Source organism: Burkholderiaceae bacterium DAT-1, from assembly GCA_019084025.1.
Lineage (GTDB): Bacteria > Pseudomonadota > Gammaproteobacteria > Burkholderiales > Chitinimonadaceae > DAT-1.
In genome coordinates, this window is the sequence record JAHRBI010000001.1 from 561,561 (window position 1) to 578,025 (window position 16,465).

The window sequence follows — 16,465 nt, forward strand, 5'->3', positions numbered from 1 at the left end:
CTTCATGCAGGGCTTTCAGTGTGGCAGGCCTTGTTTAAGCCGGCACCTTGTTTCCGACGAACTGACTAATGTGCTCAAGCAGCTCATCTTCCTGATACGGCTTACCCAGGAAGACGTTCACACCCAGCTCCAGCGCATAGTTGCGATGCTTTTCTGCGGTTCGCGACGTGATCATGATGATCGGGATATCGCGGGTGTCGGCATTGGCGCGCAGATTACGCGTCAGTTCAAAACCATCCATACGCGGCATTTCTACGTCGAGCAGAATCACCGCTGGCTTGATATCCTGCAATTGCTGCAAGGCATCGACGCCATCCTTGGCTGTTTCGACCTGATAGCCCTCGCGACTCAGCAGACGACCGGTAATCTTGCGCACAGTCAGCGAGTCATCCACCACCATCACCACCGGCGCCACATCCAGTACTTCATTGGCGGCAGGCTCGGCATGTGCCACTTCGCTCGACACTTGCAGATCAGCAGGTGTTTCGGCGCGGCGCAGCGCTAGCTGCATCGGGTTGATGATCAGCACGATTTCGCCGTTACCCAGCACAGTCGCACCCACAATACCGGCCACACGTGACAGCTGCGGGCCGATGTTCTTCACCACAACTTCCTGGTTCCGGGTCAGTTCATCAACGTGGATGGCAATCCGCTGAGCACCGGAGCGCAGCAGCAGCACAGTGTTGTAGCGCTTGTGCTCGGCCTTGACATCCATGTCACCCACCAGACGCGGCAGGTAATGGAACGGATACTGATTACCCAGCCAGTTCACGTCACCCTTCTGGTACAACTCTTCCAGTGCAGGCATCTTCAATTCCTGCACCTGCTCCACCATCACCGATGGGATCGCATAGTGACGTTCACCCACCCGCACCATCACAGCCTGTGTCACGGCAAGGGTCAGCGGCAGATGAATCGTGAAGGTCGTACCCAGTCCGACTTGCGAATCCACTTCGACGCGACCACCCAGTTCGGTAATCTGCGTCCGCACCACATCCATGCCGATACCACGGCCGGACAGTTGCGTGACGGATTCGGCTGTACTGAAGCCGGCCGCAAAAATCATCGCCATCAAGGCATGCGGCGTCGGGTGATCATTGGCGCCAATCAGGCCGCGCTCGAGTGCCTTGCTGCGAATACGATCGAGATCCAGACCACGACCATCATCACGCAGCGTCAGAACCAGTTCATTCCCTTCCTGACGCGCCTCAATCGTCACTTCACCGAACTCGCCTTTACCGGACGACAGACGCTGACCGGTATGCTCAAGGCCATGGTCAATCGCGTTACGCAGCATGTGCTCGAACGGCGTGACCATCTTTTCCAGCACGGACCGGTCGATTTCAACTCGGCCGCCACGCAGTTCCAGATTGACCTTCTTGCCGGTTTCCTTACCCACCTGACGAACCAGGCGGTAGAAACGGTCGGCGATGCTACCAAACGGCACCATGCGCACGCGCATCAGTTCCTGTTGCAGGTCACGCGTCATCCGCGCTTGCTGCAGCAGGGCTGCGTTCGACTCATCGAAGTTGCGTAACAAGTTCTGCTGAACGGTGGCCACGTCATTCACGGACTCGGCCATGAAGCGGGTCAGTTCCTGCAGACGGGTAAAGCGGTCGAACTCGAGCGGATCGAAATCGTGCGACTCGTTGGTGTGCGACAGACGCGACTGCATCTGCGACTCAGCCTGAATTTCAATCTCGCGCAACTGACCACGCAAGCGAGTCACGTTATCGGTCAAATCGCCCAGGCTGCGCTTGAGCGCCAGCATTTCAGCCTCGATACGAGAGCGCGCAATCGCCACTTCACCGGACTGGTTAACCAGACGGTCAACCAGATCCGCACGGACACGGATCGTTGCCTTACCTGCATCCGGATCGGACAAGGTCGGCTGCAGCGGCTGCACCAGACGTTCGCCTCGGGTGATTTGCACAGGCATCACCGAGAATTCATCACGAGCAGGCTGATTTGCCACTTCGACTTCAGCCTCTTCGGCTGCAGCTTGCGGATTCAGCAAGCGGTCATACACCTCGGACACAAGGTCGAAATCAATTTCCAGACCTTCAATCAGCGCGGGCGAAATCAGCTCACCGGCGTTAATCAGGCGTGTTTCCATCTGGTGAGTCGCATCACCCAGACGCATTGCACCTGCCATCCGCGCACTGCCCTTAAGCGTGTGCAGCAGGCGACGCAGCGCATCGGCATGCGACGCATCTTCGCCCAAACCGCGCAAACCAGCGCGAATCTGCGGCATCAGCTCTTCAGCTTCTTCAATGAAGACTGGGAGCAATTGCTCGTCAATTTCATCCGCAACTGCAATATCGGCCAGACGCTGCTCTGCACGCGGGGCAACCGCAACTTCCGGGCTGACCACCGGCGCGGCAACGACTTCCTCGATAAGAGGCGCGTCATTCAGTGTCGGGACATTGATTTCGATATCGGCTTCGGCTTCGGCTTCGGCTTCGGCTTCGGCTTCGGCTTCGGCAGCGTACTCGCTTTCATCCACCGGCAATGCGGCTTCCGACGATTCAGCTTCAATTTCTTCTGCCGCTTCGTCAGAGATGTCTGCCTCAAGCAGCGGCGCATCCTCGACGGCTACAGCTTCGATCTCTGCATCTTCACTTTCACCAATGTCGAAGTCGATACTATCCAGCTCATTCGCCTGCAATTCGGGCAATGCCGATTCAGCTGCTGGCTCGGTGACTTCCGGCACTTCCTCATGCGCCACTTCTTCGACGACAAGCTCGAGTGTCGGCACATCATCTTCAGTGTCGCCCGCCCACGCATCCGTATCAGATACATCGGATATCGCTGCGTCTACACCTGTGGATTCAGCCGCTGCACCTTCGTCAGACTCAACAACATCCGTTATCACCGGCAGATCAGCGTCTTCAGTCTCTTCAACCTCGATGACTGGCAGCGCCTCAAGCTCATCCTCCAGTGAATCGACATCCTCTTCCGATTCAGCAAGCGGCGTTAATTCAATGGCCGTCTCGATGTCGGCTTCGGCTTCGGCTTCGGCTTCGGCTTCGGCTTCGGCTTCGGCTTCGGCTTCGGCTTCGGCTTCGGGCTCCAGCTCAAAATCCACTGTTTCGAAGGTATCTGCAACTGCCTCGGGCGTATCGTCCTCTGACTTCGCTTCCGCTTCTGCAACCGTCAAACCGCTCAGATCTGCTGCATCATCTGCAGACACCTGCAGCTGTGCTTCGTCGAGTTGTGCATCCTCGGGCAAGTCAAGCAGCGCAATATCCAGCACGATCTCATCGTCGCCGGAATCCGCCTCTTCGAGCGCCAGATCGGCCATAGCACGCACTTCTGCCGACTGCGCATAAGGACGCAGTGCTTCGGCACGCGCCATCAACGCCTCACACAGTTGTGCATCAGCCACCGGCTCACGATGCGCACGAATCGCGTCAATCATGTCTGCGATACTGGCAATTGTGTGATGAACCAGTTCGACATCCGAGACTTCTTGCTCCAGTTGCGGCGCACGCTCAAGTCCAAGCAGTACCATTTCCAGTGCATGAGCCACATCGCCCACACACCGGAATCCCGTCGTGCGTGCAATCCCGCACAACGTATGTGCGGCATGCACAAACTCGCGCTGGATCACACCACGCTGAGCATAGACCTCGCCACCTTGCTGCAAGGCAGCGACATAGCGTGCAGCTTCTTCCTGGAAGATACCGAAGAGCACCGGCGACAAGGACACATCGCCCACGCGGATATCGCCACCGGCATCCTCTGCTTGTGCATCTGCTTCAGGTGCAATGTCCACGGCTTCGTGTTCATCACGCCCCTGCGCGTCCGGCGCATCCGCTTCCGCAACCAGTTCAAGCGGGGAAGCAGGCACATCAGCCGCAGGTGCATCTACAAGTTGGGTAGGTGCAGCGACAGCCACAGGTTCTGCATCACCTTGCTTCAAGGCTTCTGCAGCCGCAAAAATCGCACTCGCTTCAACAGCTGTTTGGCCGTGTTCCTTGAGTTCATTGACCCAATTCACGAAACCATCATGTGCATCCTGCAGTAGTCCCATCAACTGGGGCGATACATTCCGTTCATCCTGCAGGAAACGGTTCAAGACTTGCTCAACAGCCCACGCAACTTCGCCCAGTGTGTTGAGTCCCACCATGCGACCACTGCCCTTCAGGGTATGGAAGCTACGGCGCACCACGGTCAGCGCCGAACGATCGCCCGGCTGCGCACGCAGAATATCGAGATGGCTCGACACATTACCAAGCACCTCGACGGCTTCTTCGAGGTATACCTCCAGCAACTCGGCATCCACTGCCGCTTCACTGACAGGAATCGCGGCAGGAACCGGCAATGGCTCGGCCACCGCCTCGGCTACCTCGGGCTCAATCACTTCCTCTGCAACCTGCACCTCTGGCGTCGCGATCTGCACAGAGGCTTCCGCTTCGGGTGCGCGATCCAGACTTTCCTCAATCGGCTCGGCCAGAATATCCATATCCGGCGTATCCAGCCCTAGCTTGCGCAGCGCCGCATCCAGATGACGGTGCGGGTCAACATCCCCTCGTGCCAGCGCATCAACGAAGAAGCCCAGGCTAGACAGGGATTCAGCGATAAACTCGAGCGTTTCCTGCGGCGGGACATCTTCGCTTTGTTTGCAGCGTTCGATCAAGGTGCCACTGGCTTCAATCAGTGCCACTGCACGCGATTCATCAAGGATCGACAATGCGCCCTGCGCCTGATGCAGCGGACCAAAGACGGCATCCAGCTCATCACGACGCGATGCATCGCGGAACCAGGTATCCAGCGACTGCTCAATGCCACGCAAATTGGCCTGAATTTCATGCGCCACCTGAACACGCAAGAGATTTTCTTGTGCATTCTGCGACAGGCTATCCAGAATCGGCTCGGCATCTGCATCGCCTTGTAACTTGGCGATCATGGCATCCGCCTGAGCATCGAACTCAGGAACGGTTGCCGGAAACACGATTGCAGCGTTCTCGATCAGGAGCAGTGCGGTCGCCACTTCCAGCGCCAGCGAGGGCGCAATGGGTTTGCTGCCGTCGACCACTTCTTCTAATGTCGAAATCAGGCGTGGCATGGCCTGCAAGCCCAGCACTTCACTGCCAGACGACAATTGCGTCAGAAGCGCAACAAATCCCTTGCGCTTATCAATGGCACCTGCGCTGATGCGGGCCCAGCTATCCTTGGCCGCATTCAGTACATCGCGCAACTCCCGCACGCGCTGCAAATCCTGCATCCGCTTGCGATCCGATTGCGCATCTCGTCCCGATAAGGCATCCAGATCATATGCAGCCCGCACAGCCCGCGCATGCGGACTGCGTGTATTCATATGGAGTGCAACATAAAGCACGTCGCGATACAGGCGTTCGGCAATCTTGGCATTCCCTTCGATCAATTTGCGCAACTGCGCATTGATCCGGGCAAATAATGCCTGCAGCTCGATATCCAGGGTCGAACGATTATCCTGTGCGCCTTCGGCCACCGCGCTGGCAGCCCACCAGAATCCGCGTTGCAGCGTACCGCTCTGGCTCCGGGCAATCCCCAGCAGCGCCTGATGCATCCACTGGAGTCCCTCGACAGGTTCCTGACGCATCCACTTCAATAATCCGCCTTCGAAGCGGGTACGCGCATTTCGCAGGAATTGCTGAAGCGCCTCACCTTCGAGTTTGACAGGCGTCAGCCCGGCAGGAAGTTGTGGTTCTAGCTTTGGGAAAAACAGATCCGAGGCCGTCGGCTGTGACTCATCACGCAAGGCCTGGAGTTTGAGGTAGAACGGTGCCAGCTTCAGCGGGACATACGGAGACCCCAGCAGCAATCCATCGAGAAATGCCTGCAAGGCTTCAATCGCCTCGCTGGCTACATTCAGGATATCTGCAGCAAGCTCCTGACGTTCAACCGCCCCGACTGCAACTTCAATGACTTCAACAAATTTACCCAGACCTTCTAGTCCAACCATCTCGATGGCACCGTGTGCCTGATGGAGAAAAGTCTGGGCAGAGCGCAACGCACCCGCTGCGCCTTCGTTCAGATGGCTGGTGATGGCCGACCGTGCCTGAGCCAGCACCTGGTCGATCTCACCCTTGACCCAGATCAGCGATCCCAGGTCGAATTCTGTTTGCGCGCTCATTCAATCTCTCGCTGGACTAATCCATCGGATGAAGGCTGCGCCCATCTCCCTGCCTCTCAACTCTTTAACAGAATCAATAGACAACAGACACAGGCGCTCGCCCATCCTTTTTTACGGCAACGCCGTACTGCAGATCTCAATTACAGTTTGAAACCTGCAACCGATCCCTTGAGTTCGGCAGCGAGGCCGGTCAACTGACCAATCTGCACCGCGGTCTGGCGCGTACCAGCCGTGGTCTGCTCGGTAATGCGCAGGATGTCCTCCATTGAACCGGACACCTTTTCAGCCAGCGTACGCTGAGACTGAGTGGCACGTTCAATAGTATCAATCAGATTCGCCAGCTCGTTCGACACCTGTCCGATTTCGTTCAGGGCCTGACCAGCAGCGTCAGACAGCTTGGCTCCTTCCACCACACCCTGGGTGGAAATTTCCATGGCGGCCACGGCATCATGCGTATCGGCCTGAATCGTCTTCACAATCGCGCCGATCTGCTTGGTCGCTTCACCGGAACGCTCAGCCAGTCGCTGCACTTCTTCCGCAACCACCGTAAAGCCGCGACCCGCTTCACCCGCAGACGCCGCCTGAATCGCCGCATTCAGCGCCAGCACGTTAGTCTGCTCGGTAATGTCGGAAATCAGTTCCACGATTTCACCAATTTCCTGCGAGCTTTCACCCAGACGCTTAATCCGCTTCGCAGTTTCCTGAATCTGTTCACGAATTTCATTCATGCCCTTGATGGAATCCTGCACCGCGTTTGTACCCTTCTGCGCCACATCCAGAGACTGGCGGGCCACTCGGGACGACTCGGTTGCACTTGCAGAGACATCGTTAATCGACTGGGCAATTTCCTGAACCACATTATTGGTGGTCTGAATTTCCTGCGACTGACGCTGCGCGGCATCCAGCAGTTCGCTGGAAATGTTCTGCGCTTGCTGGGATGCCGACGTCACCTGCTCGGTGGCGCGGTTAATACCGATAATCAGCGTACGCAACTCGTCGATCGTATAGTTCATCGAGTCAGCAATCGCACCGGTCAAGTCTTCGGTCACCGATGCACGCACCGTCAAGTCACCGTCAGCAAGATCCGACATTTCGTTCAGCAGACGCAAAATCGCTTCCTGATTTCGCTTGTTTTCCGCTTCGATTTCCACCCGGCGAGCCATGGTTTCCGCGTTGTACACACGGATCAGACCATACAGACAGACCAGCGCCAGCGCTGCAAACAAGACTTCCGCGCCCACGCCAACGACACCGCCTTCGCTCGACTCGTACACCTGTGTCAGGTGTTGCGCCTCTTTCAGCAGTGTTTCGCTTTCGCGGTAGATGGCCTGATTGGCATAACGCGTATTAGTCAGATTCTGCAGATTACGTGACAGCGTCAGCACCACACCTTCGAAATCCTTGAACAACTCGCGGATTTCTTTCAGCTTTTCGCGCACTTCCGGATTCTTGGCAGGCGACAGGCGCAGCTCCTCGCTGCCATCAATCATCCCGTTCAGGGTATCGCGGAAAGTATTCACGTCCTTGCTCAGCAAGAACACGGTACCCGGGTTAATCAATTCACCGGCCAGCGTCACGTTGGCGTTTTTCGCCATCCGCTGCGACAGCATCACCTGCTGGTTAGCCAGTTCCATCACGTGCTCGGACGCTTTGGAATCCTGCAGCAGTGACACCAGTTGCATGGTCATTTCCAGCAACTTGGTATCGTTACTGTTAATCGCGTTCACGCTCTTGGAGACGTTTTCCAGCGTTTCCTGCTGCTTCAGAATGGTCGCAACGGTTTGCTGGTTGTTCTTGCTGGGCTTGAATTTCTTTTCCCATACGTCCTTGATCCGCTTCAGCACGTCCTGCGCATCAGAGGAGGAAGGCGGCAAGCCTTCGCCACCATTCATCAGCAAGGAAAGGTCGCGGTCAAATGCCGTATACGCTTCCTGCAGGTACTTAAACGCCTGGGTATTACCCTGAATCGCCTGCGATGACGCACGGGCAAGACGCTGCGACAGCATCTGCATTTCCGTAGAGGTCGAACGATACACAGCAGCATGATTTGAATCACGCACGGACAAGGCCATTGTTACCGCAAACGCGACAACCGAAATCGCCATCCCCCAGCCAAATACCGTGATCTGCTGGCGCACAGGTAGATTGCTGATGATCGGAATACCGCGAGTCGCATTCCCCTCCTCATCCGGAGAGCGCATGCGTTCGATGATCCCCACCGTACGTAAAGGATCGAAGTTCTTGCCTTCGTCCTTGCCCGATTCACCCTTAGCGCGCTTTATGCCACGCACCTTGCTCAGAAAGCCGGTCTTAGGGCCCATTTCCTTATCAGCCTGCTTTGCGCTGTCTTTGCGAGAAAACGCCATACTCACCATCTCCCCACCGCGTGCGCGGCTTGTTGAAGCTTGTCTAATCTATTTGACGACTTCGGCATGCAAAATTGCTGAACCATCACACCAACCCGCTCCCCAACCTGAACGGATACACACCACTTAAACCAATCCAACCTGCAAGAACACCGGTTGAGTTACCAGCTCGGACAGATGCAGCTCGCGCCAGATTTCGCCCTGCGCATCACGCCAGGTGGCGCCCGCCCAGGGCAGTTCGCCATCAGCATCACCAGCGTGTTCCAGATTCTCCAGGTTGCGCAAGCCCACCATGCGATTCACGAGTAAAGCTGCGTTGGTAATGTGGCGTGTATGCACCAGCAGCAGACGGCTATTGCTGGCCGGAGTGGATTGTTCCCCCCCTAAAAATGCCGGCAAATCAACCACGCTGAACAAATTGCCGCGCACATTGGCCACACCTTTGAACCAGCGATGGGTAAGCGGCACGCTCACCATCGTCGGCACCGGAATCACCTCACTGACATCTGTCAGATCAACAAGCCAGCGATCCTGACCAATCATCACGCCCAATCGGGACGTCGCCGAGTGAGTAGAGGCCATCTCTTTGAGACGAGCCACCACACTTTCCTGAAACTCCCTCAGACTGATACGTTTGGCCATGAGTCAACTCAACCTGCAGAACTTGCACTGTCTTCGGCTGCAATCGCCTGAATCTGACCCAGCAACTCTGCTGGATCCACCGGCTTCACCACATAGCCTCTGGCTCCCTGGCGCTTGCCCCACACCACATCTGTTTCCTGCCCTTTGGAGGTACACATGATGATCGGGATATGCTTGGTCGCCGCCTCACGGCTCAGCGTACGGGTTGCCTGAAACCCATTCAGCCCCGGCATGACCACATCCATGAGAATCAAATCCGGCATGATTTCGCTTGTTCTGGCAACGGCTTCTTCTCCGCTTTCCAGCATGACGACCTGATAACCGCTCTTGGTCAGCAGCTCACCGAGAAAATGCCGCTCTGTCGGCGAATCATCCACAATCAGGATTTTCTTCAGATTCATGACCCTTCCCTTGTGCGCTCTTGGCGCAACACCTTTATCTGCCCGAAAGCAGCTTTGACTCTGATCTCAAGTACGAAACCGGCCCGAAGTTTTAAGCATTACACGCATGCTGGCCAACCACCTCAAGGAGACTATCCTTGGTGAATGGCTTGGTCAGATACTCATCTGATCCGACCATTTTGCCCCGCGCACGATCAAACAAGCCATCCTTGCTTGACAGCATGACAACAGGCGTATTTTTAAAACGCGGATTTTTCTTGATTAACGCGCATGTCTGATAGCCATCGAGACGAGGCATCATCACATCCACGAAAATAATATCCGGATGATGGTCACTGATTTTTGACAGCGCATCGAATCCATCTTCAGCGAGAATGACCTGACAGCCAGCCTGCCCGAGAAAGATTTCCGCGCTGCGACGGATCGTATTGCTGTCGTCGATGACCATGACTTTTATATCTGTCAGATTTGCCATCCAACTACTCCACAAGTCTGGTCTACGGGATCGATAGATACACATCGCCCCACTACGCGCTAACTTATCACAAGCGAGTAGCGAGAACTATGACAAACGACTGCAAAACGTCATTTTTGAACAAAATGGAAACAGTCGCGTCATGTTCTTTGACCCAAAACAAACAGTTTTGATGCTTATTCGTCGCCATTTTGCATCGCATCGTCAAACCAGCCGCCGATAATGGTCTCGGCTTCAGGTGCGCCCAGCTTTTTGAGACTCGAGAAAAGCTGCACTGTTGTATTTGGCCACTTTGACAATGCTTCCTGAACCGTGCGCAGGGTTTTGGTCTGCTCTTGCTTGGTGAGCTTGTCAGACTTGGTCAGCAACACATGAACCGGTAATCCACGTGGCAAGAACCAGTCCAGCATGCGACAATCCAGTGGCTTGAGAGGATGGCGCGAATCCATGATCTGCACCAAGCCGATCAGATTTTCCCGTGTTGCCAGATAATTGCCGAGCAAACCTTCCCAGTGCAGCCGCACTGCCTCGGGCACTTCGGCATACCCGTAACCGGGCAAATCGACGAGGTAGCGCTCGTCACCGAAGGTAAAATAATTGATATGCTGGGTACGACCAGGCGTTTTCGACACATAGGCCAGTCGAGTGTGATTGGCCAAAGTATTGATTGCACTGGACTTTCCGGCATTGGAACGCCCGACAAACGCCACCTCCAGGCCATTGAATGGCAGCATGCGGAGGTCGTTGACAGTGGTATGAAATGCGAGTTGAGTGAACAGCGACATATGCTTAGCGCTTTCGCGGCAAAATTGACTTGCGATAGAATAACAGGTTTAAACGATCAACCCTTGGTTGCACGCTTGGACTTTAGCATCCATGCTTATACGTACAACCAGCGAAACCGGCTCTATGCCGTCGGCCGGCAAACGACCATTGTCTTGAAGGAGTGTTTCCACATGAAACGTAGCGCGCTGATGCTTTTGCTCGGTTTCGCCACCACCGCTGCCTTTGCAGCCAACGCCCCCAAGGCTGACGCAGTTGCAGGCAAGGCCATTGTCGACAAGATCTGTGCAGCCTGTCACGGCGCGGATGGCAATAGCGCCGCGTCGGCCAATCCGAGTCTGGCCGGCCAGCATGCAGAATACTTGGTTGCCCAGCTGAACGCCTTCAAAAAGGGTGAACGCAAGTCATTCGATGCGGCCACCGGTAAAGTTGGCCCGTCCATCATGAGCGGTCAGGCTGCCATGCTGAGCGATGACGACATCCGCAATGTCGCCGCCTACTTCAGCCAGCAAAAGCCGAAGGATCGCGCAGCCACCAACAAGGAGCTGCAAGCACAGGGCAAGAAGATTTACACCGGCGGTATCGCAGCCACCGGCGTACCTGCCTGTATGGCCTGTCACGGTCCCAACGGTGCCGGTATTCCGGTACAATACCCGCGCGTCGGTAGCCAGCATGGCGCCTACATTGCGGCGCAGATTGCCAATTTCCGCAATGGCGAAGCCCGCAAGAATGCACCGATGCACGACATCGCCCTGAAGCTGTCGGAGCAAGACACCAAGGCTGTAGCAGAATACATCCAGGGTCTGCGCTGATCGCTGACTTGCCAGTTCAGTAAGCACTGGCAGACAATCCATGAAAGGGGTGGCAGTGCCACCCTTTCATTTTGAGTGAAAGAACCTTCGCCGTGCGTCGTAGTTCATTCCGCGCAGCCTTGTTCGAGCTATTCAGCTCGATGCGCTTTGCTATCAGCCTACTGGTCATCATTGCGATTGCCAGCGTCATCGGTACCGTTCTCAAGCAGAACGAGGCATCCAACAACTACGTGATCGAATTTGGCGCCTTCTGGGCCAATATCTTTGACACCATCGGCCTGTTCGATGTGTATCACGCAGGCTGGTTTCTCGGCATTCTCGGTTTTCTGATTCTCTCTACTTCACTGTGCATCTGGCGCCAGTGGCCCAGCATGCTGCGTGATATCCGCCAGTATCGCGAACACGCCAAAGATAATTCGCTGCGCGCCATGGCGCATCATGCCGAGTTTGCGCATAGCAGCACGCCGGATTCGCTCGCGGAAAAGGTACAAAACTGGTGGCAATCACAGGGCTATCGCATCAAACAGGTGAACCGTGAAGATGGCCTGATGCTGGCAGCAAAAAAGGGAAGCCTGCAACGACTGGGTTATCTGTTTGCGCACGTCGCCATTGTGGTGATCTGTATTGGCGGTCTGCTTGATGGCAACGTCGTGCTGCAGGCACAACGCTGGTTAGGACTGAAAACCCTGCAAGTCTCGGCCAGCAGCCTCTCCGAGATTCCTGCCTCTGCCAGACTCGGCACCGGCAACTTTTCATTCCGCGCCGACATGAATCGGGTAGCCGAAGGCAGCAGCCGCGACTACGCCATTCAGAACGAAGGCAAGGGATTCATGATTCAGGAGCTGCCTTTCACAATCAAGCTGAAGCAGTTCCATGTCGAGCACTACAGTACCGGTCAACCCAAGCTGTTTGCCAGTGATATCGAAGTCACGGAAAAGGCCACCGGCAAGGTCACCACCGGCACAGTCAAGGTGAACCATCCGCTGATCGTCGACGGCATTGCCATTTATCAGGCGACCTTCGGGGATGGCGGCTCACCGCTCGAATTCAAGGTCTGGCCTTTGCTTGGCGGCCAGCCGAGTGCAATCAAAGGACAGTCGCTATCCACTGTACCCGTAAGCTTTGGTCCCCAAGCCTACTCGCTCGAATTTGATGATCTGCGCGTATTCAACATCGAAAACCTGGGTGATGCCACTGCAGGCAATCGCGATCTGGACAAGGTCTTTCAGGATGCCCGCGCGGTTCGTACCGAGAAGAAGCTGAAAAATGTCGGCCCGTCGATTACCTTCAAGCTGCGTGATGCACAGGGTCAGGCGCATGAATATCGCAACTATATGCAGCCGTTCGAAGAAGAGGGTCGCTATTATTTGCTGAGCGGTGTGCGCGCCGCCGTAGCCGATCCATTTGCTTTTGTCCGTTTCCCGCTGGATAAGGACTTCAAGCTCGACACCTATATGCGGCTCAAGGATGTCATGCTGGATCCGGCGTTTCGCGACGAAATCGTCAGCCAGACTTCCGCACAACTCGCTCAATCGGGGAATAGTCCGCAATTCAAGCAGCAGTTCGAACAGGGCCTGCGCTTTGTCCTGAGCCAGTTTGCATCGGGTGGATTTCAGGCGCTGGAGCGCTTCCTGAAGGAGCGCGTCCCCGCCGACAAACGTGAAGCCGTGGCACAGCCGTTGCTCAAGTCGCTGCAAGGCGCTGCCTTTGTTGCCATGGACATTGCCCAGAAACATGCAGGCCAATCTCCCATTGAAGTGGATGCCGACGGCAAGCAGTATCGCTTCCTGATGGATAGCCTCACCGCCATGTCCGCAGGCTTCGAATATGGCAGCCCGGTCTATTTGCAGATGGTCGACTTCAAGGAAGTAAAATCCAGTGGCTTCCAGCTCACTCGCAGCCCAGGCAAGAATCTGGTCTACCTCGGCAGCCTGTTGCTGGTGCTGGGTATCATCTGTATGTTCTACGTGCGCGAAAACCGCATGTGGCTCCGCATCAACGATCGTGACGCCCTGTTTGCATTTAGCAGCAATCGCCGCGACGCGTTGACCGACGCCGCCTTCAAGCAACAACTCGACTCGCTTTCAGCACTTATTGGCAAGGAACCATCATGAGCCAGCAGGAACTGACCCTTACGCCCCCCCGCGCATTCTGGAAAACCAGCAACATCGGCGACTGGCTGTTCGCGGTGATCATTGCATTCGCGTCTGTCTATGCACTCAATCGCTTCTCCGGCTTTATGGATGTGTACGAACAGGTCATCCTGATCGGCAGCGCCGCCGGTTTGGTGGCACTCGGCTGGTTCTGGAAGCCGATGCGTGTTTTCCTGCCGCTGTGCGCGCTGTTCGCGCTGGCCGGTGCGGCGAGCTATCACGGTGACCTGTCACGCGGCCAAACCGCCTTCTGGCTCAAGTATCTGCTGGCCAGCCAGTCCGCCGTGATGTGGATGTGTGTGCTGTTCGTACTGGCAACAAGCTGCTACTGGTTCGCCCTGCTGCGCCGCAGTCAGACTGTCGAGCAGATTGCCTCCTCGCTGACCTGGGGCGCATCCGCCGCAGCACTGATTGCTTTGCTGGTTCGCTGGTACGAGAGCTATCTCGTCGGCACCGATGTCGGCCACATTCCGGTATCCAACCTGTACGAAGTATTCATTCTCTTCTGCCTGTTTACGGCGCTGATGTATCTGTACCTCGAAGCTCGCTTTGCGACCCGCAAAGTGGGCGCATTTGTCCTGCTGATCATCACTGCATCGGTCGGCTTTATCCTGTGGTACAGCTTCGATCGCCGGGCGCATGAAATCCAGCCCTTGATTCCGGCATTGCAATCGTGGTGGATGAAGATTCACGTACCAGCAAACTTTGTCGGCTATGGCGCATTTGCCCTTTCGGCGATGCTGGGCGTGGCCTGGCTGCTGGCCGAGCCTCGCGAGGTGAGCTCCGCTTCCCGTCTGCGCTTTATCGGCGCAGGGATTGCTCTGGCCGTCGCTGGCAGCATCTTCCAGCTGAAAGCAGGTATCTGGTTCCCAGATCTGGGTGCTGGGATTGGTCTCGTTAGCGGCGGTCTGATTGCCAGTGCGTTCCTGATGCTGGTGGCGGCCTACCGTGGTCGATTTGCAGCCTTGCTGCCTGCCCCCGCCTTGATCGATGAAATTGCCTATCGCGCCATTGCACTGGGCTTCCTGTTCTTCACCATCGCCACCATTCTGGGTGCAATGTGGGCTGCAGATGCCTGGGGTGGATACTGGTCGTGGGACCCGAAGGAAACCTGGGCGCTGATCGTCTGGCTGAACTATGCGGCCTGGCTGCATATCCGTCTGGTGAAGGGCTGGCGCGGCGAAGTGCTGGCCTGGTGGAGCGTGGCAGGCCTGTTCGTCACCACCTTTGCCTTCCTCGGCGTGAATATGTTCCTGACGGGGCTGCACTCCTACGGCACGCTTTGATCTGCGAGTCAGCTCGATCTCAAGCAAAAGGGGCCTGATGGCCCCTTTTGTTATTGCGTGCGTACAGGCTCAGTCCTGCAATCGCCACGCCACCGTCTCGCCTGCACGCAGCGGCACCAGCGTGTCGCCCCCCACATACGGCAGTTCCGCAGGCATGGTCACGGCATCGCGTACCAGCGTGATGGTGTCGGGATTTGCCGGCAGGCCATAGAACAAGGGACCAAAGCGGCTGGCAAAACCTTCCAGCTTGTCCAGTGCGCCAGCCTGATCAAAGGCTTCAGCGTACAGCTCGATACCGGCGCACGCCGTGTACATGCCAGCACAACCACAGGCCGCTTCCTTGGTCGATTTGCCGTGCGGGGCGCTATCGGTTCCCAGGAAGAACTTCGGACTACCGCTGGTCGCCACTTCCACCAGCGCTTCGCGGTGTGATTCACGCTTGAGTACAGGCAGGCAGTAGTGATGCGGACGAATCCCGCCGGTAAACAAGGCATTGCGGTTCATCAACAGATGATGGGCGGTGATGGTCGCGGCCACATTGTCCCCCGCACTCCACACAAAACGCGCCGCCTGCGCGGTGGTGATGTGTTCGAACACCACTTTCAGATTCGGCAGCTTCTCGAGCAGCGGCTTCATCACCCGGTCGATAAACACTGCTTCGCGATCAAATACGTCGATGCTGGCATCCGTGACTTCACCATGCACCAGCAGTGGCACGCCCAGATCGGCCATGGCCTTCAGGGTCGGCAACACCTTGTTGACATCGGTCACACCGGCGTCAGAGTTGGTGGTGGCACCAGCGGGATACAGCTTCAATGCTTTCACAAAACCACTGGCTTTCACCTTGGCGATTTCTTCAGGTGGCGTGACGTCGGTGAGGTACAGCGTCATCAGCGGCTCAAAGGTCGTACCGGCAGGCAAGGCTGCCAGAATACGGTCGCGATAGGCGGCAGCCTCTTCCACCGTACGGACGGGCGGCTTCAGATTAGGCATCACAATGGCACGACCAAAGCGGCGGGCGGTATCCGGCAATACAGCCTTGAGTGCATCGCCATCGCGCAGGTGAAGATGCCAATCATCCGGACGAATCAGGGTAAGCGTGTTCGACATGGTGAATCCTGTTGCTGCACCTGTTCGTGCAGGCGCAAAGTTCGGAGAAAAACAGTAAGGCTCAGCGGCGCTGAATCCAGAACAAGAATTGCGACTCGGTGCGCTCGTGCTTGAGCAGCGCATGGCCTGTCTGCCGACAGAAGGCTTCAAAGTCGCTAGGCGTGCCGGGATCGGTGCAGATCAGCTTGATCACCGTCCCGCTCGGCAAGTCTGCCAGCGCCTTTTTTGCGCGCAGAATGGGCAGCGGACAGTTCAGACCGCTCAGATCGGAGGTTAGCTGGGCTTCCGGAGCAATATCGGGCGATGTCATGGCAAG

Annotated in this window: 11 protein-coding genes; 3 read left to right on the forward strand and 8 right to left on the reverse strand. The window is 56.4% G+C overall.

Annotated elements, in window-relative coordinates; genetic code table 11:
• Nucleotides 1-34: 34 nt before the first annotated feature.
• The 6 genes from KSF73_02620 to yihA form a co-directional block, all read right to left on the reverse strand.
• Nucleotides 35-6,121 (reverse strand): Hpt domain-containing protein, encoded by a 6,087-nt coding sequence (locus tag KSF73_02620; protein MBV1774603.1) that lies wholly within the window; start codon nt 6,119-6,121, stop codon nt 35-37.
• Between the two features lie 140 nt (nt 6,122-6,261).
• Entirely contained in the window at nt 6,262-8,226 is a 1,965-nt protein-coding gene (locus KSF73_02625; protein MBV1774604.1) for a methyl-accepting chemotaxis protein, read from the reverse strand.
• Between the two features lie 387 nt (nt 8,227-8,613).
• Nucleotides 8,614-9,129 carry a chemotaxis protein CheW gene (locus KSF73_02630; GenBank protein ID MBV1774605.1) on the reverse strand — a complete coding sequence of 172 codons (516 nt, stop codon included), beginning with the start codon at nt 9,127-9,129 and terminating at the stop codon, nt 8,614-8,616.
• An 8-nt stretch (nt 9,130-9,137) separates the two neighbouring features.
• Nucleotides 9,138-9,524: a response regulator gene (locus KSF73_02635; GenBank protein MBV1774606.1), complete on the reverse strand. Its 387-nt coding sequence runs from the start codon at nt 9,522-9,524 to the stop codon at nt 9,138-9,140.
• A gap of 97 nt (nt 9,525-9,621) precedes the next feature.
• A complete protein-coding gene (gene pilG, locus KSF73_02640; protein ID MBV1774607.1) occupies nt 9,622-10,005 on the reverse strand; it encodes a twitching motility response regulator PilG in 384 nt (127 codons plus the stop codon).
• 176 nt (nt 10,006-10,181) lie between these two features.
• Nucleotides 10,182-10,790: a ribosome biogenesis GTP-binding protein YihA/YsxC gene (yihA, locus tag KSF73_02645; protein MBV1774608.1), complete on the reverse strand. Its 609-nt coding sequence runs from the start codon at nt 10,788-10,790 to the stop codon at nt 10,182-10,184.
• Between the two features lie 171 nt (nt 10,791-10,961).
• Here yihA and KSF73_02650 point away from each other — a divergent pair, with 171 nt between their 5' ends.
• The 3 genes from KSF73_02650 to ccsB all read left to right on the forward strand — a co-directional run bounded on the left by KSF73_02650 (nt 10,962) and on the right by ccsB (nt 15,039).
• Nucleotides 10,962-11,600: a cytochrome c4 gene (locus KSF73_02650; protein MBV1774609.1), complete on the forward strand. Its 639-nt coding sequence runs from the start codon at nt 10,962-10,964 to the stop codon at nt 11,598-11,600.
• Nucleotides 11,601-11,692: 92 nt separating this feature from the next.
• Nucleotides 11,693-13,714 carry a cytochrome c biogenesis protein ResB gene (locus KSF73_02655; protein ID MBV1774610.1) on the forward strand — a complete coding sequence of 674 codons (2,022 nt, stop codon included), beginning with the start codon at nt 11,693-11,695 and terminating at the stop codon, nt 13,712-13,714.
• Nucleotides 13,711-15,039: a c-type cytochrome biogenesis protein CcsB gene (gene ccsB, locus KSF73_02660; GenBank protein ID MBV1774611.1), complete on the forward strand. Its 1,329-nt coding sequence runs from the start codon at nt 13,711-13,713 to the stop codon at nt 15,037-15,039. The genes KSF73_02655 and ccsB overlap by 4 nt, the downstream gene beginning before the upstream one ends.
• A gap of 69 nt (nt 15,040-15,108) precedes the next feature.
• Here the strand turns inward: ccsB and pyrC are convergent, their stop codons facing one another.
• The gene (pyrC, locus tag KSF73_02665) at nt 15,109-16,149 is read right to left on the reverse strand and encodes a dihydroorotase (protein ID MBV1774612.1); all 1,041 of its coding nucleotides are present in this window, start codon (nt 16,147-16,149) and stop codon (nt 15,109-15,111) included.
• Nucleotides 16,150-16,210: 61 nt separating this feature from the next.
• Complete coding sequence (locus KSF73_02670; GenBank protein MBV1774613.1) at nt 16,211-16,459, reverse strand: sulfurtransferase TusA family protein; 249 nt, start codon at nt 16,457-16,459, stop codon at nt 16,211-16,213.
• Between the last annotated feature and the right edge of the window lie 6 nt (nt 16,460-16,465).

Excerpts from the sequence above, each read along its gene's own strand:
- ccsB (MBV1774611.1), top strand. The coding sequence starts at position 13,711 with ATGAGCCAGCAGGAACTGACCCTTACGCCCCCCCGCGCATTCTGGAAA.
- KSF73_02650 (MBV1774609.1), top strand. The coding sequence starts at position 10,962 with ATGAAACGTAGCGCGCTGATGCTTTTGCTCGGTTTCGCCACCACCGCT.
- KSF73_02630 (MBV1774605.1), bottom strand. The coding sequence starts at position 9,129 with ATGGCCAAACGTATCAGTCTGAGGGAGTTTCAGGAAAGTGTGGTGGCT.
- KSF73_02670 (MBV1774613.1), bottom strand. The coding sequence starts at position 16,459 with ATGACATCGCCCGATATTGCTCCGGAAGCCCAGCTAACCTCCGATCTG.
- KSF73_02620 (MBV1774603.1), bottom strand. The coding sequence starts at position 6,121 with ATGAGCGCGCAAACAGAATTCGACCTGGGATCGCTGATCTGGGTCAAG.
- yihA (MBV1774608.1), bottom strand. The coding sequence starts at position 10,790 with ATGTCGCTGTTCACTCAACTCGCATTTCATACCACTGTCAACGACCTC.
- KSF73_02625 (MBV1774604.1), bottom strand. The coding sequence starts at position 8,226 with ATGGCGATTTCGGTTGTCGCGTTTGCGGTAACAATGGCCTTGTCCGTG.
- pyrC (MBV1774612.1), bottom strand. The coding sequence starts at position 16,149 with ATGTCGAACACGCTTACCCTGATTCGTCCGGATGATTGGCATCTTCAC.
- pilG (MBV1774607.1), bottom strand. The coding sequence starts at position 10,005 with ATGGCAAATCTGACAGATATAAAAGTCATGGTCATCGACGACAGCAAT.